Origin of the sequence: Rheinheimera soli (assembly GCF_021290985.1) — a bacterium.
In the GTDB taxonomy this organism is placed as follows: domain Bacteria; phylum Pseudomonadota; class Gammaproteobacteria; order Enterobacterales; family Alteromonadaceae; genus Pararheinheimera; species Pararheinheimera soli.
In genome coordinates this window covers 57674-82546 of record NZ_JAJOYU010000008.1, presented here as the reverse complement: position 1 = coordinate 82546, position 24873 = coordinate 57674, and the positions used below count along the sequence as shown (strand labels likewise).

21 protein-coding genes are annotated in these 24873 nt (G+C 46.0%); 9 read left to right on the top strand and 12 right to left on the bottom strand.

Annotated elements, in window-relative coordinates:
* Window positions 1-13 precede the first annotated feature (13 nt).
* Entirely contained in the window at window positions 14-1774 is a 1761-nt protein-coding gene (locus tag LSG37_RS07720) for a bifunctional protein-serine/threonine kinase/phosphatase (protein ID WP_233079339.1), read from the top strand.
* A gap of 4 nt (window positions 1775-1778) precedes the next feature.
* Here LSG37_RS07720 and mog read toward each other — a convergent pair whose 3' ends face one another.
* From mog to ubiU, 3 genes are read right to left on the bottom strand one after another with little or no spacing between them, the layout of a single operon-like run.
* Window positions 1779-2336 carry a molybdopterin adenylyltransferase gene (mog, locus tag LSG37_RS07715; protein WP_233079338.1) on the bottom strand — a complete coding sequence of 186 codons (558 nt, stop codon included), beginning with the start codon at window positions 2334-2336 and terminating at the stop codon, window positions 1779-1781.
* Window positions 2337-2340: 4 nt separating this feature from the next.
* Window positions 2341-3234 (bottom strand): U32 family peptidase, encoded by an 894-nt coding sequence (locus tag LSG37_RS07710; protein ID WP_233079337.1) that lies wholly within the window; start codon window positions 3232-3234, stop codon window positions 2341-2343.
* 4 nt (window positions 3235-3238) lie between these two features.
* Entirely contained in the window at window positions 3239-4234 is a 996-nt protein-coding gene (gene ubiU / locus LSG37_RS07705) for a ubiquinone anaerobic biosynthesis protein UbiU (RefSeq protein ID WP_233079336.1), read from the bottom strand.
* Between the two features lie 103 nt (window positions 4235-4337).
* On the opposite strand from ubiU, the gene ubiT reads away from it, so the two are divergent.
* Window positions 4338-4832 carry a ubiquinone anaerobic biosynthesis accessory factor UbiT gene (ubiT, locus tag LSG37_RS07700; protein ID WP_233079335.1) on the top strand — a complete coding sequence of 165 codons (495 nt, stop codon included), beginning with the start codon at window positions 4338-4340 and terminating at the stop codon, window positions 4830-4832.
* Between the two features lie 536 nt (window positions 4833-5368).
* On the opposite strand, the gene ytfE is transcribed toward ubiT, so the two are convergent.
* Entirely contained in the window at window positions 5369-6067 is a 699-nt protein-coding gene (ytfE, locus tag LSG37_RS07695) for an iron-sulfur cluster repair protein YtfE (RefSeq protein ID WP_233079334.1), read from the bottom strand.
* Between the two features lie 173 nt (window positions 6068-6240).
* Here ytfE and norR point away from each other — a divergent pair, with 173 nt between their 5' ends.
* Together norR and LSG37_RS07685 are read left to right on the top strand one after the other, a co-directional pair.
* The gene (gene norR / locus LSG37_RS07690; protein ID WP_233079333.1) at window positions 6241-7764 is read left to right on the top strand and encodes a nitric oxide reductase transcriptional regulator NorR; all 1524 of its coding nucleotides are present in this window, start codon (window positions 6241-6243) and stop codon (window positions 7762-7764) included.
* Window positions 7765-7795: 31 nt separating this feature from the next.
* Complete coding sequence (locus LSG37_RS07685; RefSeq protein ID WP_233079332.1) at window positions 7796-8572, top strand: HesA/MoeB/ThiF family protein; 777 nt, start codon at window positions 7796-7798, stop codon at window positions 8570-8572.
* Here the strand turns inward: LSG37_RS07685 and LSG37_RS07680 are convergent.
* Window positions 8562-8948 (bottom strand): putative zinc-binding protein, encoded by a 387-nt coding sequence (locus LSG37_RS07680; RefSeq protein WP_269836519.1) that lies wholly within the window; start codon window positions 8946-8948, stop codon window positions 8562-8564. The two genes, LSG37_RS07685 and LSG37_RS07680, sit on opposite strands and share 11 nt — an antisense overlap.
* Before the next feature lie 135 nt (window positions 8949-9083).
* On the bottom strand, window positions 9084-10298 hold the full coding sequence (locus LSG37_RS07675) for an HPP family protein (RefSeq protein WP_233079331.1): 1215 nt from the start codon (window positions 10296-10298) through the stop codon (window positions 9084-9086).
* A gap of 311 nt (window positions 10299-10609) precedes the next feature.
* Here LSG37_RS07675 and hemN point away from each other — a divergent pair, with 311 nt between their 5' ends.
* Window positions 10610-11971 carry an oxygen-independent coproporphyrinogen III oxidase gene (hemN, locus tag LSG37_RS07670; protein WP_233079330.1) on the top strand — a complete coding sequence of 454 codons (1362 nt, stop codon included), beginning with the start codon at window positions 10610-10612 and terminating at the stop codon, window positions 11969-11971.
* A 148-nt stretch (window positions 11972-12119) separates the two neighbouring features.
* Entirely contained in the window at window positions 12120-14084 is a 1965-nt protein-coding gene (locus LSG37_RS07665) for a methyl-accepting chemotaxis protein (RefSeq protein ID WP_233079329.1), read from the top strand.
* Window positions 14085-14152: 68 nt separating this feature from the next.
* On the opposite strand, the gene LSG37_RS07660 is transcribed toward LSG37_RS07665, so the two are convergent.
* The 3 genes from LSG37_RS07660 to LSG37_RS07650 form a co-directional block, all read right to left on the bottom strand.
* A complete protein-coding gene (locus LSG37_RS07660; protein WP_233079328.1) occupies window positions 14153-14848 on the bottom strand; it encodes an outer membrane beta-barrel protein in 696 nt (231 codons plus the stop codon).
* Window positions 14849-15184: 336 nt separating this feature from the next.
* Window positions 15185-15481: a hypothetical protein gene (locus tag LSG37_RS07655; protein ID WP_233079327.1), complete on the bottom strand. Its 297-nt coding sequence runs from the start codon at window positions 15479-15481 to the stop codon at window positions 15185-15187.
* A gap of 188 nt (window positions 15482-15669) precedes the next feature.
* Window positions 15670-17931 carry a nitric-oxide reductase large subunit gene (locus LSG37_RS07650; RefSeq protein WP_233079326.1) on the bottom strand — a complete coding sequence of 754 codons (2262 nt, stop codon included), beginning with the start codon at window positions 17929-17931 and terminating at the stop codon, window positions 15670-15672.
* A gap of 288 nt (window positions 17932-18219) precedes the next feature.
* Here LSG37_RS07650 and LSG37_RS07645 point away from each other — a divergent pair, with 288 nt between their 5' ends.
* Window positions 18220-18618 carry a SirB2 family protein gene (locus LSG37_RS07645; RefSeq protein WP_233079325.1) on the top strand — a complete coding sequence of 133 codons (399 nt, stop codon included), beginning with the start codon at window positions 18220-18222 and terminating at the stop codon, window positions 18616-18618.
* Window positions 18619-18717: 99 nt separating this feature from the next.
* Here LSG37_RS07645 and LSG37_RS07640 read toward each other — a convergent pair whose 3' ends face one another.
* Genes LSG37_RS07640 through LSG37_RS07630 form a run of 3 tightly spaced genes read right to left on the bottom strand, consistent with a single transcriptional unit; the run spans window position 18718 to window position 23301 of the window.
* On the bottom strand, window positions 18718-19794 hold the full coding sequence (locus LSG37_RS07640) for a malonyl CoA-ACP transacylase (RefSeq protein ID WP_233079324.1): 1077 nt from the start codon (window positions 19792-19794) through the stop codon (window positions 18718-18720).
* Window positions 19791-22112 carry a thiamine pyrophosphate-dependent enzyme gene (locus LSG37_RS07635; RefSeq protein WP_233079323.1) on the bottom strand — a complete coding sequence of 774 codons (2322 nt, stop codon included), beginning with the start codon at window positions 22110-22112 and terminating at the stop codon, window positions 19791-19793. Before LSG37_RS07635 ends, LSG37_RS07640 begins: the two co-directional genes overlap by 4 nt.
* A gap of 13 nt (window positions 22113-22125) precedes the next feature.
* On the bottom strand, window positions 22126-23301 hold the full coding sequence (locus LSG37_RS07630) for an acyl-CoA dehydrogenase (RefSeq protein ID WP_233079322.1): 1176 nt from the start codon (window positions 23299-23301) through the stop codon (window positions 22126-22128).
* Window positions 23302-23401: 100 nt separating this feature from the next.
* Between LSG37_RS07630 and LSG37_RS07625 the strand changes: the two genes are divergently transcribed.
* Together LSG37_RS07625 and LSG37_RS07620 are read left to right on the top strand one after the other, a co-directional pair.
* Complete coding sequence (locus LSG37_RS07625) at window positions 23402-24250, top strand: LysR family transcriptional regulator (protein WP_233079321.1); 849 nt, start codon at window positions 23402-23404, stop codon at window positions 24248-24250.
* A 172-nt stretch (window positions 24251-24422) separates the two neighbouring features.
* Window positions 24423-24872, top strand: coding sequence for a hypothetical protein (locus LSG37_RS07620; protein ID WP_233079320.1), 450 nt, complete (start codon window positions 24423-24425; stop codon window positions 24870-24872).
* Window position 24873 lies beyond the last annotated feature (1 nt).

The following is a 24873-nucleotide window of genomic DNA, read 5'->3' as shown; positions in this document are numbered from 1 at the left end:
GAACGGAGGCTCAGTGTTCACAGATGTTATAGCTGGTTCTGGCGGTATGTTGTTACAACTTGCCGCTGGTGGTGAGACTTTGGCTGGTATCAAAGCTTCTAATGAAGATGCGATTAGCCAACAGCTCCCTTCAGATAAGCATTTACTTGTGTACAAAGGAGCTTGCTTTTGCTTAGCTGATGGCGTGAGCTCCGCGGAAGCCGGGCAAGAAGCCAGCGAATATGCAGTTAAATATTTTGCAGAAGAGTACCTGAATACCCCTGATAGTTGGTCAGTGCCCTATAGTGCTGGCCAACTTATCGCCACGATAAATAGTGCACTCTATAAACAAAGCCATAATTTTACCAATCATGAGAAAGGCTTCTTAACTACCTTTGATGCACTGGTGGTCAAGTCACGGACGGCCTATTGGTTTCATATTGGCGATGGTCGTATTTATCTTTGGAGGCAAGGCCTGCTGCGTCAATTGACTCAGGACCATACCACTGTTCTTAGCGAGAGCAGGCAGTTTCTCGGACGGGCTTTGGGAATGGATCAAAGTGTCCAATGGGATCAAGATGGCATCAGCATTGAAAATGGAGACAGGTTTTTACTTTGTAGTGACGGTTTATATGATTTTGTTGAGGAGTCAGACCTATTTGCTGCGTTAAGTGCCAACCAATCTGCCGAGGAACTATCAGCTGAGCTCTGTCAAATAGCTATCTCCAAAGGCAGTGACGACAATGTAAGTGCACTGATTGTAGATATTATTAATTTACCCTCAGAGAGTCTGGATGATTACAGTGAGCGTTTGACGAAGTTGCCTTTTTTACCTGCACTTGTGCCTGGAATGAAAGTAGATGGATATCTGATAGAAAGAGAGTTGTTTTCAAGCAGTCGTAGCCATTTATATCTGGTCCGTGATACAGAAACAGGTCTTTCCTGGGTTTTAAAAACACCCTCTACAAACTTCTGCGAGGATCATTCTTATATCGAGCGTTTTATTCGGGAAGAGTGGATTGGTTTAAGGATACAGCATCCTCACGTCGTTCAGGTTCACAGGCAAAAGCGTCCCAGAACCTTTTTATATTACTTGCTTGAGTATATTGACGGAGAAACTCTTGAGCAGTGGTTTGCCAATACAAGCAAGCCGATCAAACCAACAAAAGCTATTGCTCTGGTTCGCCAAATTGCGGAAGCATTGTTGGCGTTTCATCGACAAGGGGCTGTACACCAGGATCTGAAACCCGGGAATATCATGTATCGCAATGATGACCAGTTGATACTTGTAGATTTTGGCTCTGTTTATGTCGCTGGCTTAGCGGAAATTTATTCACCTCTTACGCAGGACAGTGCGCTGGGTACTGCCAGCTATTCCGATCCGCATTATTTACTCGGCCATAATTCAGGCGAGCAGGGGGATGTGTACGCTCTGGCGACTATCTGCTATGAACTTTTTACCGGTGAGCTTCCGTACGGTCCGAAAGTGGAGGAATGCCAGAGTATGCGTGATTATCAGAAGTTACGTTACAAACCCAGTTATTTGCATAATCCTGTGATCCCTCTTTGGTTTGACAAGGCGTTAGAGCTTGGAGTGAGCCTGGATTTATCCCAGCGTTATGCCTCAGTTCCTCTGCTGATGAAAGATCTGCAAAATCCTAATCCTCTGTTTTTACAGCAGCAGGTGGTGGCTAAACACAAAACAAACCGGCTGCTGTTCTGGCAAATGATGTCAGGTTTTTGGTTTGCCACTCTGCTTTTGGTGATCTGGTTATTCTTGATCCGCAGCAATTGAGGTGTCAGTTTTTCGGTCTGAATACTTTCATCACGGCTTCATTGGTTTGCAGATAAGGGCCATTCATCAGGTCAAGACAATAAGGTACAGCCGGAAATACGGCGTCCAAACATTGACGAATGGCAGAGGGTTTACCTGGCAGATTGATAATAAGACTATTACCTCTGAGTCCAGCCGTTTGTCTGGATAAAATAGCTGTAGGTACATATTTTAATGACTCTTGCCGCATCAGTTCTCCAAAACCTGGCATCATCCTGTCGCAAACAGCTTCGGTAGCTTCCGGAGTGACATCACGTTTCGCTGGTCCTGTTCCACCTGTGGTTACAATCAAAGCGCAACCAAGCTGATCAACTAACTCGCAAAGCGTTTTCTCAATCAGATCTTTTTCGTCGGGAATCACGCGATATTCCGCTTGCCATGGACTTGTCAGGTAATCTGTGAAGCTGTCAATGATAGCCCGACCAGATATATCCTCATACACTCCTGCTGAGGCTCGATCGCTGATGGTGACAATGCCAATTTTGGCCTTTTGCTGCTGATTGCCTTTACTTAAGTCCGTCATGAAATTATTCAACCTCTATCTGATTTAACCCAGCTAATTGGTGCCAGTATCCGTTGCAATCCCCTTGTGGCAGCGCAGCGCGTTTTTCTTGCTGAAATTGATCCAGCCAATAAAAAGTATGTTCCGGCTCTGGACTGATCCTGACTAAATCCACTAAACCATGCATGGAAGGTAAATCATTGAGCAAGTTATATCTATCACCTGATTGGGTTTGTATGCCGTTCAGTACAAACATTTTCTTTCCGTCCTGGCTATTTGCCAATCGTCCTTTTGGGTATTTTAGACAGCAGAGTTCGCATTGATCTTTAGATCTATTTTCAGAGCGGGCGGTAAAACAGCGACCTGACCAGGCCAGTGGTAAATGGCCCAGTGCAAATACCTCTACTTCAAAACAATCCCGGACATCAGCGATCAGAGGTTGATGCAGGATGTTAGATAACCAGTCCCTCGAAAGTTCTACTGGCATGATCCAACGTTTCATTCCAAGCTGCAGTAATTGCCGAAGCGCCACATGGTTATACACGCTTACTGCAGCGCCTACAGCAAAGGAAAGTTGCTGCTCCTGCAACATGGAGATAGCACCCACATCGTTGGCTTCAATCATAAATTCGCCGTTGTCACAGTAGCGACGAAGTTCCCGAAGCTCGGAGGGTGACTCCAATAGAGTCATGGTCGACAAGACGACTTCTTTGCCGGCTTCACGCAGCATCATCGCAATGTCCATGTAATCTGAGAACTTGAGTTCTCTTCTTTTCGCGCAGACTGTCTCACCCAAATAGACGACATCAGCTTTTGAAGCTGCAGCTTCCTTGTAAAACAGTTGCATCTGCTGTTTGGTCCAATAGTACTGAACCGGACCAATAGTAAATTTTAAAGGTTGAATAGATTCTTTGGTCATGAACTTACTTCCAGGCTCGGTGATAAGCGCCAAGAGTGGTGTGGCTGCCTTCGGAAATTGACGCCAGTAGTTTGTCCCAGGCAGGCTGAACTTCAAAGGCTGTTGGGTCTGTGAGAAGTGAATCAATGGCCTGGCGCCATACTCTGGTTAAGCTGGCTACATAAGACGGACTGCGCTGGCGTCCTTCAATTTTGAGCGACTTCACCCCTTCTTTGTAAAGCTCAGGCAGCAGGCTTAAGGTGTTCAAGCTGGTTGGCTCTTCCAGCGTATGGTATCGCTCTCCATCGACGTCGAACCGTCCTTTGCACAAGGTTGGGTAACCTGCCGTTTCATGCTTCTCAAAACAATCAATTAGCATTCCATTAAGTCTTGATTCAAGTCGACCGTCTGTTGTTTCCTCCCAACGTACAAAGGATGCGGGTGAGCAAGCGCCAAAAGTATTGGGGGATTGGCCTGTCAGATAGGAGCTCAGATAGCAACGACCTTCTGCCATAATACACAGGCTGCCAAAAGCGAAAACTTCGAGGTCGATATCTGTGCTGCGTGCCAGAGCCCTTACTTGTTGAATGGAGAGGACTCTTGGCAGTACTACGCGTTTAATATTGTACTGCCGATAAAACTCTATAGCGGCGAGATTTGTTGCCGACGCTTGTACTGACAAATGAAGTTCGGTTTCAGGATAACGCTCAGCTGCATAGGCAAGTACCGCCATGTCAGCGATAATCAGTGCATCTGCTCCGGCATGTACGGCTTGATCCACTGCGTGCTGCCATAATTGCCATGTGTCTGGATGTGCAAAGGTGTTGATTGCGACATGCAGCTTTTTCCCTGCTTTATGTACATAGGCAGCTGCTTCAGCCAGCTTTAAATCATCAAGATTTAATCCTGCAAAATTACGCGCGTTGGTTTCGTTTCTAAGTCCCACGTAGACGGCATCAGCTCCGTTTTCAATGGCTGCTTTCAACGCCGCTACACTTCCGGCGGGACATAATAATTCCATGTCTACTACCTCTTTTGCCCGATGGGCGTTTTAACCTGTCTGTGACACTATGTGCGCAATTCAGATATTCAGTATAAGTTGTTGTGTCAGAGAGGTGTTCCCTATGTTTAAAAGCAAAATGATTACCCCAAAAGTGATAGTTGCATTGCCGGCGTTCGGTAAAACCCTATCTAATTTGCTGCCTTCATCATTAAAAAATGTGTTGATCAGTAAGGTTTTGAACCGGCTTTTTTTCACCGCCTGCCAGGAAGGGGAGCTGGATTTTTTAAAAGGAAAAATAGTTCTTATTGAAGTGAGTGACTTTGAATTTCAATTTAGCCTGAGCTTAGTTGAGCAAAAATTACTGGTGAATTCTTTGGTGGCAGCACCTGATCTAAGAGTGAAGGCCAGCAGCGAGGACTTCTTTCTTCTTTGCAGCGCTAAAGCGGATCCTGATACTTTGTTTTTCCAGCGCAGGTTAAGCATGTTGGGGGATACTGAGCTTGGACTTTACCTGAAAAACTTCCTCGATAGCTTTGATACGACAACCCATGTGCCAGCTTCGTTGTTGAGTGTGCAACAACATATAGCGACTGAGTTATTAAAGCTCAGGGAATAGATTTCGCTACCGTATTTCTTAAGTGAGAATTTTATATTGTCGTTATTGAGTTAAATGTGTGGTGGATTTGAGATAATAGTCTTGAAACATCAGAATTTGTTTCAGATCTGCCTGAACTTGACTGCTATGTAGGGCTAATTTAGCTGGCACAATCACTAGATTTTAGTTCTGCACTGAGTTTTAGCAGACGTATCTTCACTAAATCTAAATTAATTGCCATCATTTCACTCATGGCTAAATACCGTTTAGATGGGTCTTGAGTTGTCTTAAGTTCGTTCTGAAGCTTAGAGAAGCGAGTTCTGAGTTTATGTTCTGTAAAGTCTTGGGCTGAAAGGATGTTGTCGTCTGTTTTAGAGGCGAATGTCATATTGGTTTGCCTAGGTTGCACTGGATGTTCTCATTCTGTGTTCTTTGAATATAAACTGGCTATACACCAAATTAGGTATTCAAGAGGATATTGAGAGTGAGGCATTTATTTGTATGCCTCACTAATTAATCACGACTTGGCTCTGCAGAGTTCGAGGTGTAGCTCCAATTTATTGGCAACTGCCGCAGCACATGTGTTTTTCGGCTGGTTGAGCAGGGGTATTCCACTCAACAAATAAAATTTCATTTTCCAGCAAGATATGATTCATCAGATCTTCTTTTAATTCTTTTAAACCCAAGTACAAAGCGGTCCAGGTATTACATGCTCCGTCTGGTAGCATTATATTGTTGGTGAGTGCATCAAGCTTTTGCAATGCGTCGCCATGTTGAATATGCTCTTCTTCCATAACGGAAATCGGACCTGAAGGGTAGATACCTCTGGCAAGCATAGGAAACAAAATCTGTTCCTCTTTCATCATGTGGCTTTCTAATTCTTGATACATATCTTCCAGATGATCTGCCAATCCTGTCGGGCAGTCATTGGCTGCGGCATGCACATGTTCAACACGGCGGGCTAAGCGGCACAACTCTGGCAGTTGTTGGCGATGACGTTGATGGTAACGTTCCAGGATATGCTCAATCAGCTGTTTCACGGGAACGCTTCTCCAATCCATCATTGTTTCTCCCGAATTGAGAAGTTTCTGCAATTGCTCAACAACTTGAGTGGGGGACAGTTGTTTTTTCGCCAGAGCTTCGCCTAGGCTTTGATGACCTCCACAACAAAAATCAAGTTTGTATTGATGAAATACTGAAGTGGCCCCAGGGATTGTGGTTGCAATTTCCCCTAACGATTTATCTAGTAATGACATAAGAGCTCCTGAGATTGACTGAGTTTGATATGGACGAGTTGTTTCTCCATGCTTAAACATCGCAATACTCAGGCCAGATATACCTCCTTTGATTTATATAGGTTTATTTCCCCGCATGGTAAATTACACCCAGTTGAGGTTGGGTTAAATGCACCACGAAGGTAAAAAGTACCATGCTGGAAGAAAGCCTTATTGCCGATTTAGTTACTGACTTGCCTGCTGCCGTGCGTTTGCAGCGGCTTGTGAGCACATTGCGCAGTCACTTCGCATGTGGAGCTGTAGGTATACTTCGGCTTGAATATGATGTTCTCAAACCTGTGGCTTTGCACGGCCTTGTACGCGAGGCTTTAGGCCGGCGGTTTGTTGTGTCGCAACACCCCCGGCTTGCTGCAATTCTTACGAGCCGTAACCCCGTTCGATTTGAGCCCGGTTCAGAGTTGCCAGATCCTTATGATGGACTATTGGCTGATCAGCCAGGGCAAGCGCTGCCAGTGCATGATTGCATGGGGATCAGCTTGTATGTAGAAGGTCGGTGTTGGGGGGTATTAACTCTTGATGCACTTGAAGCGGACCGTTTTACTGACGTTGCTGTGTACGAGTTACAGCGATATAGCTTATTGGTTGAAGCCTCTGTCCGTATGACTGAACTGGAACAGGCAAATCGGGCCCTGCGTTTGAATCATCAGCATGAGGGGGAACAAAATAGAGAACTACCTGAACGATACGAACTGATAGGACAAAGTTCTGGTTTACAGCAAATATTGCAGGAGCTTACCGTAGTGGCAAGTTCAGACCTTCCGGTATTACTGTTGGGCGAAACCGGCGTTGGGAAGGAGCTTTTTGCCAGACATTTACATCGGTGCTCGTCCAGAAGAAATAAACCTATGGTGTATGTAAACTGCGCAGCATTGCCAGAAAGCCTGGCTGAAACCGAGTTATTTGGACATGTCAGAGGTGCATTTTCCGGAGCTCATGGTGAGCGGATGGGACGTTTTGAAGCTGCTGATGAGGGTACTTTATTTCTCGATGAGGTTGGAGAATTACCATTGTCTATACAGGCAAAGTTATTACGGGTTTTACAAAACGGTGAGATTCAGCGCTTAGGTAGTGACAAACAGCGTCAGGTCAACGTGCGGATTGTGGCCGCGACTAACAGGGATTTGCATCAACAAGTGAAAATGGGGGAATTCAGAGCTGACTTATACCATCGATTGTCTGTCTATCCTTTACCTATTCCTCCGCTCAGAGAGCGACAGGACGACATTCCATTACTTGCCGGTCATTTTCTCGAACTAAACCGAAGTCGATTGGGAATGAGGGCTCTGCGGTTGTCTGCGTCGGCAGAACTCGGGCTTATCAATTACAGCTGGCCCGGAAATATCAGAGAGCTTGAGCACGTCATTAGCAGAGCTGCTATCAAAGCTTTAAGCCGCGGCGCCCAACGTTCAGACATTGTTACTATAGAACCAGACCTGTTGGATATTTTTGACGGTATGCAGAATCTTCCAGACTCTGAGAACTATAGAGTTGACGAGTTAAGTCATGTCACATTAAGGCAAGGCGTTGAGCAAATACAGAAATCGCTTATTCGACAAGCTGTAGATAAAAATAATGGAAGTTGGTCCCAAGCTGCTCGCCAACTGGATTTAGACCCCAGTAATTTGCATAAACTAGCTCAACGACTCGGGTTGAAATAATCATCATTGACGAAAATAAAGTGGTAACAACATGACAAAAAAATCCCGCGACACTGCTGAGTTGAGTACAACTGAAGCTTTACGCTACAGTCGGCATTTGATGCTGCCTGCCATGGACTTTCGTGGTCAGGAGACTTTACTCTCATCAAGGGTATTGGTGGTGGGGATGGGAGGGCTTGGGTGCGCAGCAGCTCCTTATCTTGTCGCCAGTGGTATAGGGCACATCACTCTGGTCGATGATGATCTGATCGACCGGACTAACTTACAAAGACAGATCCTATATCGGGAAAGTGATGTGGGTTCGCTCAAGGCGCAACGTGCTTGCATGGCTCTGCGTGAGCTCAATTCTGAAATAGAAATTGAGGCGCTCTGCAGAAGGTTGGATGCAGAAGAGCTTTCTAAACTTGTTGGTGGTTATTCGTTGGTACTGGACTGTACAGATAATTTACTTACGAGAAATGCGATAAATGAAGCTTGTTTTAAGGCTCGCGTGCCGCTGGTTTCTGGAGCTGCCATTCGTTTTGAAGGTCAGGTAGTGTGCTTTAATATGCACGATGATATGCCTTGTTATCAATGTCTGAGTCTTCAGTTTACAGAACAGCAGTTGACTTGTATGGAGGCTGGTATTTTGAGCCCGGTAGTTGGTGTTATAGGTGCGGTTCAGGCACTGGAAGTAGTAAAAATACTCGCGTCTGTCGGATCTCCGTCATTTGGGGTTCTTCAGCTTTTTGATGCCTTTCACGGCCAGTGGCGTCAATTTAAGTTGGCTAAGGATCCAAATTGTCCTGTGTGTGGCTCTAATCGATGACGCGAATGTCTTCAGTCACAATTTCGCGTGGGAACAATTCAAGTATGTCGTATGCGTCTGTTACTAGATAGTCATCATGGGCACGCTTTTTTAAGCCAAACATTGTTAATTCGATATGCCAGGTTGGAACTACATTTATTGTCGCAAGGCATTGTTTTACGCAATTTAGTGGGCAGCCATCAATAGCTAATATAGATCTTCCCGATTGTGCTGTTTTTACCAACTCTGTGATATTGCCTCCAATACCAGCAATAGAGGACATTTCCGCCAGATTTTTCCTGTTTAGTATCAGGGCTAAATCATTAGCAAGTTGCGCAACGTTTGAACAACCAGAACAAGCATATACAAGAGGCTTGTTGTCACTAATATGTTTCATAGTTAATTCCAGCAAACAAGATTGATTATCGAGTCTAATACTTGTTGCCAGCAGAAAATTGATTCAAATCAATTCGTTGTCCTGACTACCACTTTATGGGTAATCAGTTTGCTATACCGCTTGTCGCCTAGGATGTTATATAGCTTGCCGCAGAGGTTGTTGCTGAACCAATGTAGCTAGTAAATCAGATTGGGTGATAATGCCACAGAGTTGCTGAGCGGCATTGAGCACAGGTACTTGATGCAAGCCGTTATGTGCAAGCAAAGGAATCAACGCCGCGATATGGTCTGTCTCTTTGACTGTTACCAGCTTACGATTCATCCAATCTCCAACTGTAGCTCGCGCAGAATCAGGCTGTGGTTTTAACCAACTGAGGATCTGTGTTCTGAACGAGAACAGATCAGATTCGGTCAAGTCTTTCACTACATCCACCAAGGTAAATATGCCTACCAGTTGCCGCTGCTGATCGATTACGGGCAGCATACTAACCTTGTGGCGACGCAGCAGTTGCCAGGCTGTTTGCAATGGTGTTTCTGATGTTATGGTCAATAAATCTTTTGCCATAATATCGCGACACAACAGCTGCGAGTGGCGGCTAAACGCATGCTGTTGCGCTCTATGGTACAGCTGCAATAAATCAGTTTCGCTAATATCCAGCACCCGATCGAGGCTATTGATTGCCGCTGCTAAGTCACTGTGCTGCAGCTGCAACCTGTCTAGCGGCTTGGCGTCTGCTGTTGCTGGTGCGCCAGGTCCCTCAGATGTCATCTTTGCTTTAAGCCAGTAGCGCTGTAGAAATAGCGCGCAACTTAGCATCACCAAAAGATTAAGGCCTACCGGATAAAAAAGGAATTCCAATCCAGGCGCAGGCCCTGCTGTGGTGGCGATCACCGGGACCAGCGCTGTAGCACCTCCTGGTGGATGCATGCACTCAAGCAGGTACATTACAAATAACACCACAGCAATGGTGGTCGCTGCCATCAGTGGAAAACTGTTAAACAGGTGACTGCATGCAAGGCCAATGGCTGCAGGGAACAGATGGCCAGCCAGAAATACCCATGGTCTGGCCAACGGGCTGTTTGGTATGCCAAATAACAATACGGCCGAAGCTCCCATTGACGCAAGTAATAGGGTATAGCTGCTGCCGGCCAATAGCAGACTACTTACCTGAGCGACCAGACCAAGCGCGACAAATGCAGCGCAGACTACTTTTAAACGCTGTTGCAACGTAATGGCCGACAAGCGTTGTTCGTGAGGGTGATATAGTCCGAATTGACGCAGCAGTCGTTGCAGCAAAGTGTCTGGAGTCATTGGTGAATCTGGTCTGTTGGAAGCAAGTAGGGCTATCATAAACTGCACCAAAACAAAGCGTACAGCGTTTTTGTGAACTAAATTGGTGCAACTCTATAGTGTGCATTCTGAAAACTACCTAATACACCAAATTGTAGACCGGACTGAATGGCTACAAAATGGCTAGCTACCGTTTTTTTGCCAGCTATAAAAGCCGATTTAAACTCGTTTATACCTCTAATGTTACTGGGAGGTACCCGCAATGATTTTCAAGCCTATCAGGTTAGCTTGTTAGAATAAGCAATAAAGTAGTTTTTTCCGGTGGTCGCGGTTTGCAGCACCACCGAAAGCATTCCTGGGCCGAGGTAAGCATGAATACGTTGTTATGGGATCCTGAGTTAATAGCCAAATACAATATTAACGGTCCTCGCTATACCTCCTATCCAACAGCTCTTGCGATGGATAAAAGTTTTTCACACCAGATTATTAATAAAACGCTTTTAGCCAGTTCTTCAGAATTGAGTTTGTACATTCACCTGCCGTTTTGTCACAAGCTCTGTTATTACTGCGGTTGTAATAAAGTCATCACTCGTCATCAAAATAAAGCTGACGATTATCTGGATGCACTTGAGAAAGAAATGGAAATGTATTCACCTCTACTTAAGGGGAGATTGATCAATCAGGCACATTTGGGCGGCGGTACACCTACTTTTCTCACTGAACAGCAATTGAGTCGCTTGATGCGTCTTATCCATCGTCATTTTGTTTTAAATAAAGATGCAGAAGTGAGTATCGAAATAGATCCTCGTAGCTGCAGTGATGAAAAACTTGCTCATCTGAAAGGTTTAGGTTTTAACCGTGTTAGTTTTGGGGTCCAGGACCTTGATGAAAAAGTTCAGATTGCCATCAACAGAGTGCAGGATGTTGATTTGATACGTCGTCAGGTGAAATTAAGTAAAGAGCTTGGATTTGAGTCGGTGAATCTCGATATTATCTATGGACTCCCTCATCAGCAGACCAACAGTTTCGCAGAAACTGTTGAGGAAATTGTGCGTCTGGACCCTGACCGTATTTCCTTGTTCAGTTACGCTCATCTTCCTGATCGCTTTGCGTCACAGCGCAAAATACCACAAAGCAGTTTGCCAGACGCTCCATTGAAGCTTGAACTGATGCAAATCGCTATCAATAGATTTGTAGAAGCTGGTTATCAGTTTATAGGAATGGATCATTTCGCTAAACCTCACGATAGCCTGGCCCAAGCTCAAAAGTCTGGTCAGCTACAGCGTAATTTTCAGGGATATACCACCTCTGGACAGGATGCCTTGGTTGGTCTGGGCGTATCTAGTATCAGCCAGGTGAACGGCGTGCTTTGGCAAAATACCAAAGAATTGCCTGAGTATTATGCAGCTATTGCATCCAATGCTATCCCGGTTGAAAAAGGATTTTGCTTAAATCTTGACGACAAGATCCGGGCTGAGTTGATCAGCCAGCTGATTTGTCATTTTGAACTGGATCTGAAAGCGTTTTGTACTAAATGGCCCGTCAAAGATTTTATGCTGTATTTTGCCGATGCGATGAAAAAACTCCAGCCCTTCATCAGTGATGGGCTTGTTGAAGTCAGTATGGGTCATCTGCGAGTGACCGAGAAAGGTCGTCTTTGGGTCCGTAGTATATGCGCTTGCTTTGATTTTTATCTTACCCAAGGGCAGCAGAGTTATTCAAAAGTAGTCTAGAAATTATAGGCGTTAGTCATGTTTTATTGATAAATAAAGAGAGCAAAAGAAGTATTCATTCATCCTATAGAGGTAGGCCTTTTGTTTTCTGGGGGTTCTGGTGGTTTTTACCTAAAATAACGGTAATTTCTACCAAGAGGTATACCCCATGGCTTCCTTTATTCGTGATTTGACTATACGTCAAAAGCTCAGCTTATTATTAGTATTCCCAGTATGCGTAGTGCTTTGGTTGCTGGGCGAGCGTCTTGTTGCGAGTTGGTCGCAGCACCAGATGGCTAACTATGTGTCCTCGTCTATAACCACTTCGGTCACGATGAACTCTTTAATCAGTGCTTTACAGGCTGAACGTGGGGCCAGTGGTGTCTATTTGGCAAGCAAAGGTCAGCGTTTCGGCGATCGGCTGAAGCAATTACGTGTTCAATCTGATGAGAAGCTGCAGATAGTGGCTGCATTAAGCCAACCAGAATTGCTCTCTTTGAAGCAGCAATTAGACGCAGTGCTTGAGTTACGTAATCTGATTGACTCACTGATCATCAGTAATACTGAATCTGCTGAGCGTTATACCAACCTTATAAAATCCATGATTGCGGTCAATCACCAATTAGAGGCTGACGTACCTCATCGTGATATGGCCAGAGAACTTGCCACTTTAAATCAGTTTATTGAGATGAAAGAGCGGGCGGGCAGAGATCGGGCGCTATTAGGCTTAGTATTTAGCAGAGGAAGTTTTAACAGTGATTTGTTAACAAAATACAGTGATAATTTCGGTGCATACAATGCTTTAACGGAAAACTTTACCCGATTGTTGTCTAGCGAACGACTTGATGATTGGAAAGAACTTGTTTTACAGAATAGTTTTTCGGAGGTCGTAAAACTACAGCAGTTGGCTTTTAATACTCCTTTGGAAGCGCCCTTGCATGTTGATGATGGTCTTTGGTTTGACATAGCTACAAAAAGATTAGCTGATATGACCGAATTTGAAAAACTGCTTAATGCTGATATTACAAGTCGAGCTGATGCTCTTAAACGTCAAGCAGTCACTAATCTGTGGGTACTGTCTGTCCTCACTTTAGTAATAGCAGCAGTGGTTTTTTATATCGCCATGGTGTCTGTGCGTAATATAACCTCTGCCGTGAAAAGTGTTGACGGAACCATTCGGGCTTTAGCCGATCGCAATCTTACCGTTCGCTGTGCCTACAGCTCAAAAGATGAATTTGGGCAAATCGTACTAAGCACAAACGCTATGGCTGCAGAGCTACAGAAAGTCATCGGTGAGATTGGCGAGGCGACCATTCAGGTTGCAACGGCCGCAGAGCAATCCTCAGCTGTGGCTGTAGAGACGAGCAAGGGCGTGCAACGGCAACAGTTAGACACCGAACTGGTGGCAACAGCAATGCATGAAATGACAGCGACAGTGCGCGATGTGGCTAGTAGTACCGCTGAAGCCGTGTCTTTATCTGAGGTTGTGCAGTCTGGCGCTGCGAATGGCCAGCTGAAGCTTGAGGAAACAATAAGCCTGATCCAGCAGTTAACGACTCAAGTTGAAGATACATCCTATGTTATTGAAAGTGTAAAGCGCGATAGTGCATCCATTACTTCTGTCCTTGATGTGATCCGAGGGATTGCTGAACAAACCAACTTGTTGGCCCTCAATGCGGCCATTGAAGCAGCCAGAGCGGGTGACCAGGGGCGTGGTTTTGCGGTGGTAGCAGATGAAGTACGCACTTTGGCACAGCGCACGGCACAGTCTACAGGCGACATACAACAAATGATTGAGGCTTTGCAGAATAATGCGTTGAATGCATCTAATGCAATGCACCTGAGTCTCACTTTGGCTCATAGCGGGCGAGAAAAAGTTGCGGAGACGGGAACTATATTGTCAGGAGTACTTGAAGGGATACATGGTATGAATGACAAAAATATGCAGATCGCTTCAGCGACTGAAGAGCAAGCCGCGGTTGCAGAAGATATTAACCGGAAGATTGTAAGTATTAGTGATATAGCGACCCAAACGAGTTCAGGTGCAGAACAAACAGCAGCAACCAGTCATCAGTTGGCTAAGTTAGCTGAACAGTTGCAGGACCAGGTCAGCCGTTTTACGCTCAGAACCTGATCACCTTGAGATAAAGCCTGCGGACCTTCAATCCGCAGGCTATTGTTCCATCGGTGATTGGGAAGCACTCAGAACGATAAACGCACGCCTACGTTCAACGTCGTTATTTTTCCGTACTCGTAGCCTGTAACCAGTGCTATGTTGGGAAGGAAATGCCAGCGTCCGTTCACACCGATCAGGACGTCGGATTCAAAGGGATCTGAACCGCTGGACGCGATACCACCGACCACGGTGTAACGTGCATGGCCCTGAAGATGAAAAGTCGAGGTTGCTTCCCAGATAGCGCCAATCTCCCCACCGATGCCGCTATCGTCAGCGTCGACATCTAGATTGAAACCCGTAGCGCGCGCATCCTTTAACTCGAGCTGGTCAAGGCTTAGCCGACCGTAGTAAGCCAACGTTTCCGAGACAGGGTATTGATAACCAACACCAATGCGCCAACGCTCAACGTCGTACTCACCTACTGCAGTGCTGGTGCCGCTGCGTATTTCAAGCTCTTGGCCAAGTGATGCATACTCGCCAAACAAGTGCATCTGATCTCCGAACTGCCACGCCCCGCCAATAAATCCACCGCCATCAGCATCGCTTTCAAGATCGAGTGGGACGCTCCCCGTGACCGCTCCGGATGTCTCGATGTCGTTGACAAAGCCGCCGACGATACCGCCCTCGATGTAGGTAAAGCCGATATCTGCCGCGCGCGCCATCGCCGGTGCAGCCAACGATACCGCAATCACTAGCATGATCATTCTGTGCTGCTTCAACATTTGTGCCCCCTTAATTCTGAATTATCGACTTTCAACTCCGAATCACTATAGCACTTAGCTCGGCAACACAAGCGCCTAACGCCCGACTAATTGATAAAATTTGCATTCCAAAATTGAGCTACGCATGTCATCCATCAATAATCATTTGGGACAATTAGCCCTATAGTTAGTTAATTTCGTATTTAAATAAACCGGGCAATATGTCCGATTTTGCAGTCGAGCCGACATCCGCCAGAACATTCTGGTGCGGGGTAAATTTCTGCTATTCGCTCACAACCGACCGCCAGGTCAGATTGGAGCCTGTCGGCTAAACTGCCAAAGAGGAGCTACAACACTTTAGGACAGCGTGATGACATCGGGAATTATCTTGTTCCGCACCAAACTGCGTCTTACGCTTTGGCATAATTTGCCAAACCGCCTTAACTCATCAAACTTAGGCGTAATGCCTCTTTTCATCGCGCTTTCCCAATACGAAAGTTCCGAGTCAACCATCTCCAGCATTTTCTTCGGGCAACCGACACAATCTGTGTTAGTGCCACAAACAAAAGTGGATGGCTCGTAGAGCGGAAGGGTTTGTTTGACCTCTGCAATAAGCTGGAGCATTGCTGTTTTCAAATCCGGTTTTTTGCTCATCACATTGTTTGCACCTCGTTGTACGCAATGTGTCCTTATGCTATCAGGCGTAACAGAATCAGAATATTCCCCATAGGGGTTAGTTGTTGTTGAACTGACGCTTTCGTGTTGTTGGCTTGAGTACGCGAGTTCGTTTGTAAAACCGCTGCAGTATTTGTCATACCGCAGCGGGTTGTCAGGCTGTCAATTTAGCTTTGTTTGCTTTCTTTGACAGGGGGGCTGGAAAACACACCTTTGACGACTTGCCAGCTAATAGCTAAAGCACCGACGATGAATATAACGTCACCGAAAGTCCGTACCCAACGAAGGGTGACCAGAATGTCACTTTGCATCACAGCCTCACTACGGGCATACCACAGTCCTTCTGTTGCACTTGCGTAAAACTGAATAAAACCTATAGGCAGCAGGCTGGTAAACAACATCAGCAGCAGGCCGCCGTTCATCCACCAAAACGCGGTTTTCATCAGCTTTTCATCAAACACCAGCTGTGGCCGGATATAACGCAGAATAAGCAGACAGAAACCCAGTGCCAGGAAACCATACACCCCAAACAGCGCCGCGTGGGCATGGGTTGGTGTGGTGTTTAATCCCTGCAGGTAATACAGCGCTATTGGTGGGTTGATCATAAAACCAAACACCCCGGCGCCGAGCATATTCCAAAATGCTACCGCAACGAAAAACATCAGTGGCCATTTAATATCGCCCATCCAGGGGGCTTTATTTTTTAAACGCCAGTTTTCCCAGGCTTCGTAGCCCAGTACTACCAGTGGCACCACTTCCAGTGCACTAAAAGTAGCGCCTACCGCCATCACCGGTGTAGTGGTACCAGAGAAATACAAATGGTGGAAAGTGCCGGGTATACCGCCGAGCATAAACAGTGAGGCTGACGCCAAACTGGCACTGGTGGCAACGCTGCGTGATACCAGCCCCATGCTGTGGAAAATAAACGCCAGAGATACGGTAGCAAATACTTCAAAGAAGCCCTCTACCCACAGGTGGACTACCCACCAGCGCCAGTATTCCATCACCGATAAATGCGTACGTTCGCCGTAAAACAGCCCGGCACCATAAAATAAGCCGACACAAATTACCGAGGCAGCAAACAGTGCCAGCAGGTTTTTATCCCCCGGTGCTTTAAAGGCCGGCACTATCGCCCGCAGCATCAGCAACAACCAGAACAAGACGCCAACATACTTAATAATTTGCCAGAAACGACCAATATCGATGTACTCGTAGCCCTGATGGCCAAACCAGAAGCTGTATTGCTGCGGCATAATTTGCATAATGGCAAAGTAGTTACCAGCAAAAGAGCCTGCCACTAACACTACTAAGGCCCAAAACAGCAGATCGACCCCGAGTTTTTGAAACTTCGGATCTTTACCACCGTTAATAATCGGAGCTAAAAACAGCCCAGCCGCTAAAAAGCCAGTAGCAATCCAGAACATGGCGGCCTGAATATGCCAGGTACGCGCCAGGCTGTAAGGCAACCATTCAGTGGTATTTAACCCATAAAAACCATCGCCTTCTACCGTGTAGTGCGCAGTAAAACCGCCCAACATCACCTGCAGGGTAAATAGTGCGACCACCACCAGAATATATTTGCCTAAGGCTTTTTGTGACGGCGTAAGTTTAAGCTGTGCGATAGGATCGTATTTTGGTACTGCGGGCTCTTCTTCATCGTGTTTGCGTAAAAATGCCCAGCCCCAAATCAGACCACCGACACCGGCGATCAGTAAAATAATACTGACTAATGACCAAATCAGGTTTTCCGCCGTGGGTCTATTGTCAATTAACGGTTCGTGCGGCCAGTTATTGGTATAGGTTGCGCTATCCGGGGTGCGCTCAGTACTGGCTGCCCAGGCTGTCCAGAAGAAAAACTGCGTCATTTCCTGCCGACGGCTTAAAGAGGGCAGGGTATTGTTTTTCATTGCATAGTTAGAGCGGGTTTGGCTAAGCGCTGCATCATCACCAAATAAGGCAATATAGTGTTCAGCAGTTTGGGCTATGGCTTGTACCCTGCGATCGCTAAGCTCTAAGGTATCCGTAGCTTTATCATAGCTGTTCGTGCGATAGGCCTGCTTTAATGCGAACTGGAGGCCATTTTGTTGTGCCGCGTTAAGCTCAATGTAGCTTTGCCCAAACTCATCCTGTGCTGCAAGCTCTAGCCAGGCCATCAGTTCACGATGCAGCCAGTCGGCGGTCCAATCCGGTGCCTGGTAAGCGCCATGGCCCCAGATAGAGCCCAATTGCATACCGCCAACAGATTGCCAGGCGGTCTGGCCGTTTAAGATAGTCTCATTGGTCATAATGACCTGACCATGCGCATTCACTACCTTGGCCGGAATAGGCGGCGCCGAGCGATACACCTCGGCACCAAAATAGCCCAGCACGCTAAAGGTAATGGCCAGAATGGCAATTAACAGCCACCATAATTTACGATATCCAGCCATGAGGCCCCCTCACTACGTTGGTGATGTATCCAAATCTCATTTTTTACTCCAGTTGTGCTATTACGGACGGTCCTCCCGTCGGTCACAGACTGATATCAATAAACGGGCCATATTTTAAATTGTTGTTTTTATTATGTTTTTATATTCTATGGTTAAATTAACCATTTAAATTTGGGTTCTAAATACCTTACTTGGTCAAATGTACCTGCCATGGTAAAAAGGAAGTATGAAGCCTTACCTCTTTAGCTATATAGGCAAGGCTTAATCAATTGCTTTAAGGTGGCGGCAGTGTTTTTTTGGGAGCTGATTATGGAGTTTTATCCAAATGTGAAGCTGCTGCACATGTTTTGCGCTTATCTGAGTGCCGCGTTGTTTATTGCTCGTCTGCTATTGGATCTGACAGGTAAATTTGATTGGCGTAAAAGTTCTCTGCGCTATCTGCCGCACTTTAATGATTCGATATTATTGACTCTGGCTTTTGTTTTGTTGGCGATAGGCCCCTGGCAGCCCTTTGTGCATCAATGGTTAGGCATTAAGATATTAGTTATTGTTTGTTATGTAGTTTTTGGCTTTTTTGCCATGAAGGAAAAATTCAGATGGCGTACCCGTTTGATATTTTCTGTGCTGTCCATTTCGTCTCTGTTCCTGGTGTTTTATCTGGCAAAGTTTAAGCCTGTCCTATTTTAAGCCATTGTTTAAGCTACCTGCCTGTATCGGGTGATGCTGCATCGGACCTTGATAGATGATTCGCCCTAACTCACCAGTTTCAGGCTTTATACGTCGCCTTTAGGCCCTCTTTGCCTCTGTTGAAGGGGGGCGCTCCAACAGGATGGCGCGTTGAACTGGGGTGCCCATGGCAAGTAACCAGGGCTGCTGTTGCTGCTGAGCAATAAAATCTTGTTTGCTGCTTAATCCTTGCCAGTTCAGTTCAATCAAGGCCTGGATCACCGCACCTGCTAAACCATTACCCGGCCCCAGAAGCACTATACGTTGAGGACAGAATTCTTTTACCGCGACTTGAATAGATGCGGTGAAATTATAGGTTTCTGTTACTTGCTGTCGCAAAGTGTAGTCACGCAGCTTGTTCAAATCGCTGCAATCTGGCTGCCAGATCCGGCCACAGCCATCAACCAACGGCACTGCAGGGGCCTGAAAGGATGAATGACCTATGTTCTGAAGTGCCTGCTCTGAGGCTTGCGCCATAAAAGGAGAATGAAAGGCCGAATGGCCAGGCAACAGCAGCGGAAAACGTTCGTCAATTTTAGGTAAAGTCTGCATGGCCAGACTGATAGCCTCACTGCTGCCTGCCAATACTGCATAACCACCATAAAGAATGGACATATACAGCTGACCACTGCAGCGGGCTAATAAAGCGTTAACCTGTTGTTGGTAGTCCAATTTGGGGCGCCAGTGCTCATCCACTAATGGATAAATGAGCTGACCGCCATTGTCACCTTTATAGTGGCTTTGGGACGTGTACTGAGCCATCAGGCTGGCTATCCGCATAGCCTCTGTGCTATGCCAGACTCCGGAACAGGCCAGCGCCGTGTACCATCCCATCGAATTCCCTGTGATCACTGCGGGTTGATAACAGCTTTGCTGCAAGGTTTGATAATCAATCAGGCCACTGGCCAAAATAAGTGCGGCGGCATTGTCCGCTTGCTGATAACGCCTGAAATTAAATTGTGGAGCCTGGTCCAGGCTAGTGACAGTGCTTAATCCAAGCTTTATTCTGCTCTGATCAAAGCCCGCTAATAATACAGCGCCCGCAGCTGTGTCGCTCAGGTTTTGGCTGATATAGCCCAATTCTTGTTTCTGATAACTGCCCCTTCCCGGAGCTACCACTAACGTTGAGTAATTCATACAGACTCCGCTAAGGATGAAGCGTGAACCGACAGATGAGAAAGAACTGCATGCACTATGTCGTCGACGCTGGGTAAAACGTCATAGGCGGCTTTGCCCAGAGGGATAAAACTATCGACAGCGCAGAGTCGTTGAATTCTAAAGTGCTCAGGTTTAGCTTCATGCAACAGGGTATAGAGTTCCTCGCTTAATGAACCACGGCGTCTGCATTCATCTACGATCACTATGTTCTTACATCCCTCCAGGTGCTGCACTATGGCATGTATGTCTAAAGGAACCAGATAACGGATATCAATAATACGAACAGCAATATTGTGACAAGCCAGATGTTTTGACGCCTGCTGACATAAATAATGACCGTTGCCATAGCTTAACAGCGCAACATCTTTGCCTGCACCATAACTGCGGGGGGCACCCAATTCAGGTAAGGCCGCATTGATATCCGGCATGTTGTTTAGCCATAAGCCGTCTTTGCTCTGATGTAAGTCCCGCATCATATACAGTGCTATAGGCTCCAGAAAAATCACAACCCGTTTTTGCTCATAGGCTAACCTAACAGCCTGACGCAGCATCAGAACTGCATCTTCTCCGGTCGAGGGACAAAACACCAAAAGGCCCGGTATATCGCGAAACACCGCAAATGAATTGTCGTTATGGAAATGGCCACCAAAACCTTTTTGATAACCTAAGCCTGCAATACGGATCACCATACCATTGTGGAGTTGTCCGTTGGAGAAGAAAGGTAATGTTGCCGCTTCTCCTCTGATTTGGTCTTCAGCGTTATGCACATAAGCTAAGAACTGGATCTCTGGCATGGCAATAAAGCCCTGTTGCGCCAGACCTATCGCTAGCCCCAGAATACTTTGCTCATCCAGCAGAGTGTTGATCACTCTTTTATAGCCAAAATCCTGTACCAAGTGCTGTGTGATGCCATAGACGCCGCCTTTTTTTGCAATATCCTCGCCGCATAAAATAAGTTCAGGGTATTGGCTCATCAATTGATGCAGAGTCCAGTTCAGTAATTTGGCGATGTGTTGCGGTTTTTCTAAATTATGTTTGTCAAACTGCAGCGCGAGTTGGCTGTCAACTGCTGTCAGAGCTTTAGTCTTTATCGAATGGACTTTAGCAATAATGCTATCGGTAATGGTCTCTGCACCTTGTAGTTTGGGTTGCTTGATGACACTTTGGCTAACCCGAACTATTTGTTGCTCTAGATTGTGTAACCAGTGCAGCAGTTGTGCAGCGCTCAGCCAGCCTTTGGACAAAAGATAAGCCGCACCAAACCACAGCGGATCATTGGCGTGGTTCTGGGCGATTTGGCTTTGACTTAAGTAGGTTGCTTCGGCATCAGCACCGGCATGACCGAACAAACGTATTGTTTTTAGATGTAAAAATGCTGGTTTGCGGTTAAACCTGACATAGTCGGCAGCTGATTTTGCGGCATGATAGCTAGCGGACAGATCCCTGCCATCTGCAGTAAAATAGGCGATATCAGCATAACTCTGTAAGCGCCTGGCTATCCATCCGGCAGGAGTGGGTGTTGAAATCCCTATCTGATTGTCCTCACAAACCATCAGCAGAGGAAGAGCAAGCCCTTGATAACTGGTCCAGGCCGACGTATTAAAAGCTGCCTGAGCGCTGGCATGGTTGGCTGATGCGTCACCAAAACTACAAATGACTATTGGATCTGCAATAGTGGCATCAGGCAACGGCACAGAGGTGTCCGTCTGATTTTTATCAAGACGCTTTTTTAATTCAATGGCGAAAGCTGCCCCCAAAGCTTTTGGTAAATGCGAGGCAATGGTACTTGTTTGTGGCCATATATTTAATGGTACGCTACCCAGCACCTTATGCCGTCCACCAGAGATTGGATCCAGGCTGCTGGCAGTGAAAGACAAAAGTAAATCATACAGAGGAGTTTGTCCGGGCACTTGCTTGCTGCGCTCCATGAAAAAAGCGCCGCTACGGTAGTGAAGTAAAGCTGGGTCTTGTGGCGTCAAAGCGGCAGCTATGGCAGCATTAGCTTCATGACCGCAGCTGCCTATAGTGTAAAAACTCTGCCCCTGACGTTGCAAAGTTCTTGAGCGTAAATCCAGCAAACGACTTTGCCACTGGCTTTGATAGATCTGCATGAACTTTGCCTGGTCCAATGCCGCTTCCGGTTCTTGACTATGGATTTGATAGTCTGACCAAAATCTGTTGTCTGCTTGTTGCAGTTGAACGCAAAAATCGGTAAACCATGGATGACTTTGAGACTCTGCTGAATGATCAGCAGAGTCTTCTGTGAATGACGCCCAGGGCCAGGGGGAGTGCTTCATTTTCTGACCTCAACTAGTTGGCAAATGCTGCAAGGCCAGTTTGCGCGCGCCCCAGTATTAACGCATGCACGTCATGTGTCCCCTCGTAGGTATTGACTGCCTCTAAATTCATCAGATGACGAATGACATGAAACTCGTCTGCAATACCATTGCCGCCATGCATATCGCGAGCGTTACGCGCTATTTCTAATGCTTTGCCACAGGAGTTTCGTTTGATCAGTGAAATAGTTTCAGGGGCGAGTGCGTCTTGATCCATTAATCGTCCCGCCTGCAGACAAGCCAGCAGGCCAATACTAATTTCCGTTTGCATGTCTGCCAGTTTCTTCTGGATCAATTGATTGGCGGCTAAAGGCCTGCCAAACTGACTGCGATCGAGAGTATATTGGCGCGCGGCATGCCAACAAAATTCTGCAGCCCCCAATGAGCCCCAGGCAATTCCGTAGCGAGCTTTGTTTAAGCAACTGAAAGGACCTTTTAGACCTGTCACATCAGGCAATAACGCAGATTCAGGCACATGAACATCCTCCATCACAATTTCACCAGTCACAGAGGCTCGTAGCGAAAACTTACCCTCTATTTTTGGAGTGCTCAGACCTGGCATGCCTTTTTCCAGGATAAAACCACGAATTTCACCCTCAAGCTTGGCCCAGACAATAAATACATCGGCAATAGGAGAGTTTGTTATCCACATTTTATTGCCATTGATGGTAAACCCATCCTGGTTGCGTGTGGCTACTGTGCGCATGCTCGCCGGATCTGAACCTGAATCTGGTTCTGTTAATCCAAAGCAGCCAACCCATTCGCCTGACGCGAGTTTCGGCAGGTAGTGCTGTTTCTGTGCTTCACTACCATAAGTGTAAATCGGGTGCATCACCAAACTTGACTGCACACTCATTGCACTTCGATAGCCGCTATCCACACGTTCTATTTCGCGAGCAATCAGGCCATAGCTAACATGATTGACGCCAGCGCAACCATAACGCTCTGGTAAGGTTGGGCCTAACAGGCCTAACTCACCCAGTTCGTTCATGATTTCCCGATCAAAATATTCTTTACGGTTGGCCTCCAGAATTCGAGGTTGTAATCGATCCTGACAAAAACTATGCGTCATATCACAGATCATTCTCTCGTCTTCAGACAGTAATTGTTTTAATAAAAATGGGTCTTGCCAATCAAAAGCTGCACGCATCTTAGACTCCAGATAGAAAACACAAAAAGTGCTGGGAGCTTAGCTTGAGACCATGTAAAGTTAAATTAGATGTATCCTTTGGTATCAATAGCTTTTATCTATGGACTTTAGACAATTAAATTATTTTATTGCGGTTTATGAGTCAGGCTCTGTCAGCGCTGGCGCGCGACGGCTGGGTATTAGCCAACCCACTTTGTCTGCCGCAATGATTCAACTTGAAACTCAACTGCAGGTTTGTTTATTCAGGCGTATTCCTAAAGGAGTAGTTGCTTCAGAGGACGCTGAGCGTCTTTATGGGCATGCCTGTAATTTATTAAATCAACTACAAGCCGTACAAAATACATTTTCACCTGCGCCAGAAAGGGTGCAGTTCAAATTGGGATTGGTAAAGGCGCTTGGAGTTGAACGAATGAGCCAGCTGTTAAAGGATTTTCAACAGCAGGCAGCGAATCTTTCAGTACAACTGGAATTGGTTCTTGTAGAACCTGATGATCCCTGTGATGCTAGAATTATCAACATTAAACATTTGCGTGCTGGGGAGGATTTTACACCGCTTTGGAAAGATCTATATCAATTAGCACTGCCAGCCCAACATCCTTTAATGTTAAAGCCTCAGTTAACATTAAGTGATTTCCACAATTTACCCATGATTAAACGCACCCCCTGCGAAGCCTGGTCTGTTTTATATCCGCAATTGTTGAGGCAAGGTATCAAGCCTGACATTCGTGCAGATATTCATACCATAGAGTATGCGGTTGGATTGGTAACAGCCGGAGTTGGAGCTGCTCTCGTTCCTAACTTTGACGCATTTACTCAGCGTACTGATATTGTTTTGAAAAGCTTTAATGAGCTGACTCTCCCCAGGGAGTTGGGGTTAGCGAGCCCACGCTTAAGCAGCAGTCCATTGTTAAATTGTTTACTACAGTTATGCAAACAGATTGGTGAATAGTTCTAGTTGTTGAACTCTTTGTCTTATATGACTTAATGCTTACCTTTTGGAGGTATAACCCCATTGGGTAAGATATTTTTTCTCTTCAGAATGTTAATGTTGTCCGCTTTTCTTTGGCTTTCACTCTTTTACGGTAAATTGAGCAACCAAAAGAGAGTTTGGGAAATCGATAATGAAGACTACACCCCGGCACAAAAATTCAGATGACTCTATATTATCAAGGTATGAGGATATTATTCAGAGTATGGAGCAGAGTGTTGCAAGCAATAGCGAAAATTACCGAGCCTGGTGCGTTACTGTCGTAGCTGCGATTTTGCTCGGTGCAGTTTACAACAATCAACTAACTTATACTTTTGTTGCAGTCCTGCCTGTTTTTTTAAGCGCTTTAATGGATGGTTACTATGTTGCACTGAGAGTGATACTTAAGCAGTACCAGAAATCCAGAGCAACTCCTGATGAGTGGGAGCTCAAAGATGTTGCCAATGAGCTAAGTAGTGCCATGTCCAGGGTCAAAATTCTGCAACTAGACAATTTGGCGGCACCCGCAATAAGACGATTTTATTCCCCAATACTCGTACTTCTGGTGCTCTGTCAGATAACAGCTTTCTTTAATGGTAAATGAG

What these genes read in the sequence shown, in the direction of transcription:
- mog (WP_233079338.1), bottom strand. Translation starts at nt 2,336, where the DNA reads ATGACGGACTTAAGTAAAGGCAATCAGCAGCAAAAGGCCAAAATTGGC.
- LSG37_RS07710 (WP_233079337.1), bottom strand. Translation starts at nt 3,234, where the DNA reads ATGACCAAAGAATCTATTCAACCTTTAAAATTTACTATTGGTCCGGTT.
- ubiU (WP_233079336.1), bottom strand. Translation starts at nt 4,234, where the DNA reads ATGGAATTATTATGTCCCGCCGGAAGTGTAGCGGCGTTGAAAGCAGCC.
- ubiT (WP_233079335.1), top strand. Translation starts at nt 4,338, where the DNA reads ATGTTTAAAAGCAAAATGATTACCCCAAAAGTGATAGTTGCATTGCCG.
- ytfE (WP_233079334.1), bottom strand. Translation starts at nt 6,067, where the DNA reads ATGTCATTACTAGATAAATCGTTAGGGGAAATTGCAACCACAATCCCT.
- norR (WP_233079333.1), top strand. Translation starts at nt 6,241, where the DNA reads ATGCTGGAAGAAAGCCTTATTGCCGATTTAGTTACTGACTTGCCTGCT.
- LSG37_RS07685 (WP_233079332.1), top strand. Translation starts at nt 7,796, where the DNA reads ATGACAAAAAAATCCCGCGACACTGCTGAGTTGAGTACAACTGAAGCT.
- LSG37_RS07680 (WP_269836519.1), bottom strand. Translation starts at nt 8,948, where the DNA reads ATGAAACATATTAGTGACAACAAGCCTCTTGTATATGCTTGTTCTGGT.
- LSG37_RS07675 (WP_233079331.1), bottom strand. Translation starts at nt 10,298, where the DNA reads ATGATAGCCCTACTTGCTTCCAACAGACCAGATTCACCAATGACTCCA.
- hemN (WP_233079330.1), top strand. Translation starts at nt 10,610, where the DNA reads ATGAATACGTTGTTATGGGATCCTGAGTTAATAGCCAAATACAATATT.
- LSG37_RS07665 (WP_233079329.1), top strand. Translation starts at nt 12,120, where the DNA reads ATGGCTTCCTTTATTCGTGATTTGACTATACGTCAAAAGCTCAGCTTA.
- LSG37_RS07660 (WP_233079328.1), bottom strand. Translation starts at nt 14,848, where the DNA reads ATGTTGAAGCAGCACAGAATGATCATGCTAGTGATTGCGGTATCGTTG.
- LSG37_RS07655 (WP_233079327.1), bottom strand. Translation starts at nt 15,481, where the DNA reads ATGAGCAAAAAACCGGATTTGAAAACAGCAATGCTCCAGCTTATTGCA.
- LSG37_RS07650 (WP_233079326.1), bottom strand. Translation starts at nt 17,931, where the DNA reads ATGGCTGGATATCGTAAATTATGGTGGCTGTTAATTGCCATTCTGGCC.
- LSG37_RS07640 (WP_233079324.1), bottom strand. Translation starts at nt 19,794, where the DNA reads ATGAATTACTCAACGTTAGTGGTAGCTCCGGGAAGGGGCAGTTATCAG.
- LSG37_RS07635 (WP_233079323.1), bottom strand. Translation starts at nt 22,112, where the DNA reads ATGAAGCACTCCCCCTGGCCCTGGGCGTCATTCACAGAAGACTCTGCT.
- LSG37_RS07630 (WP_233079322.1), bottom strand. Translation starts at nt 23,301, where the DNA reads ATGCGTGCAGCTTTTGATTGGCAAGACCCATTTTTATTAAAACAATTA.
- LSG37_RS07625 (WP_233079321.1), top strand. Translation starts at nt 23,402, where the DNA reads ATGGACTTTAGACAATTAAATTATTTTATTGCGGTTTATGAGTCAGGC.
- LSG37_RS07620 (WP_233079320.1), top strand. Translation starts at nt 24,423, where the DNA reads ATGAAGACTACACCCCGGCACAAAAATTCAGATGACTCTATATTATCA.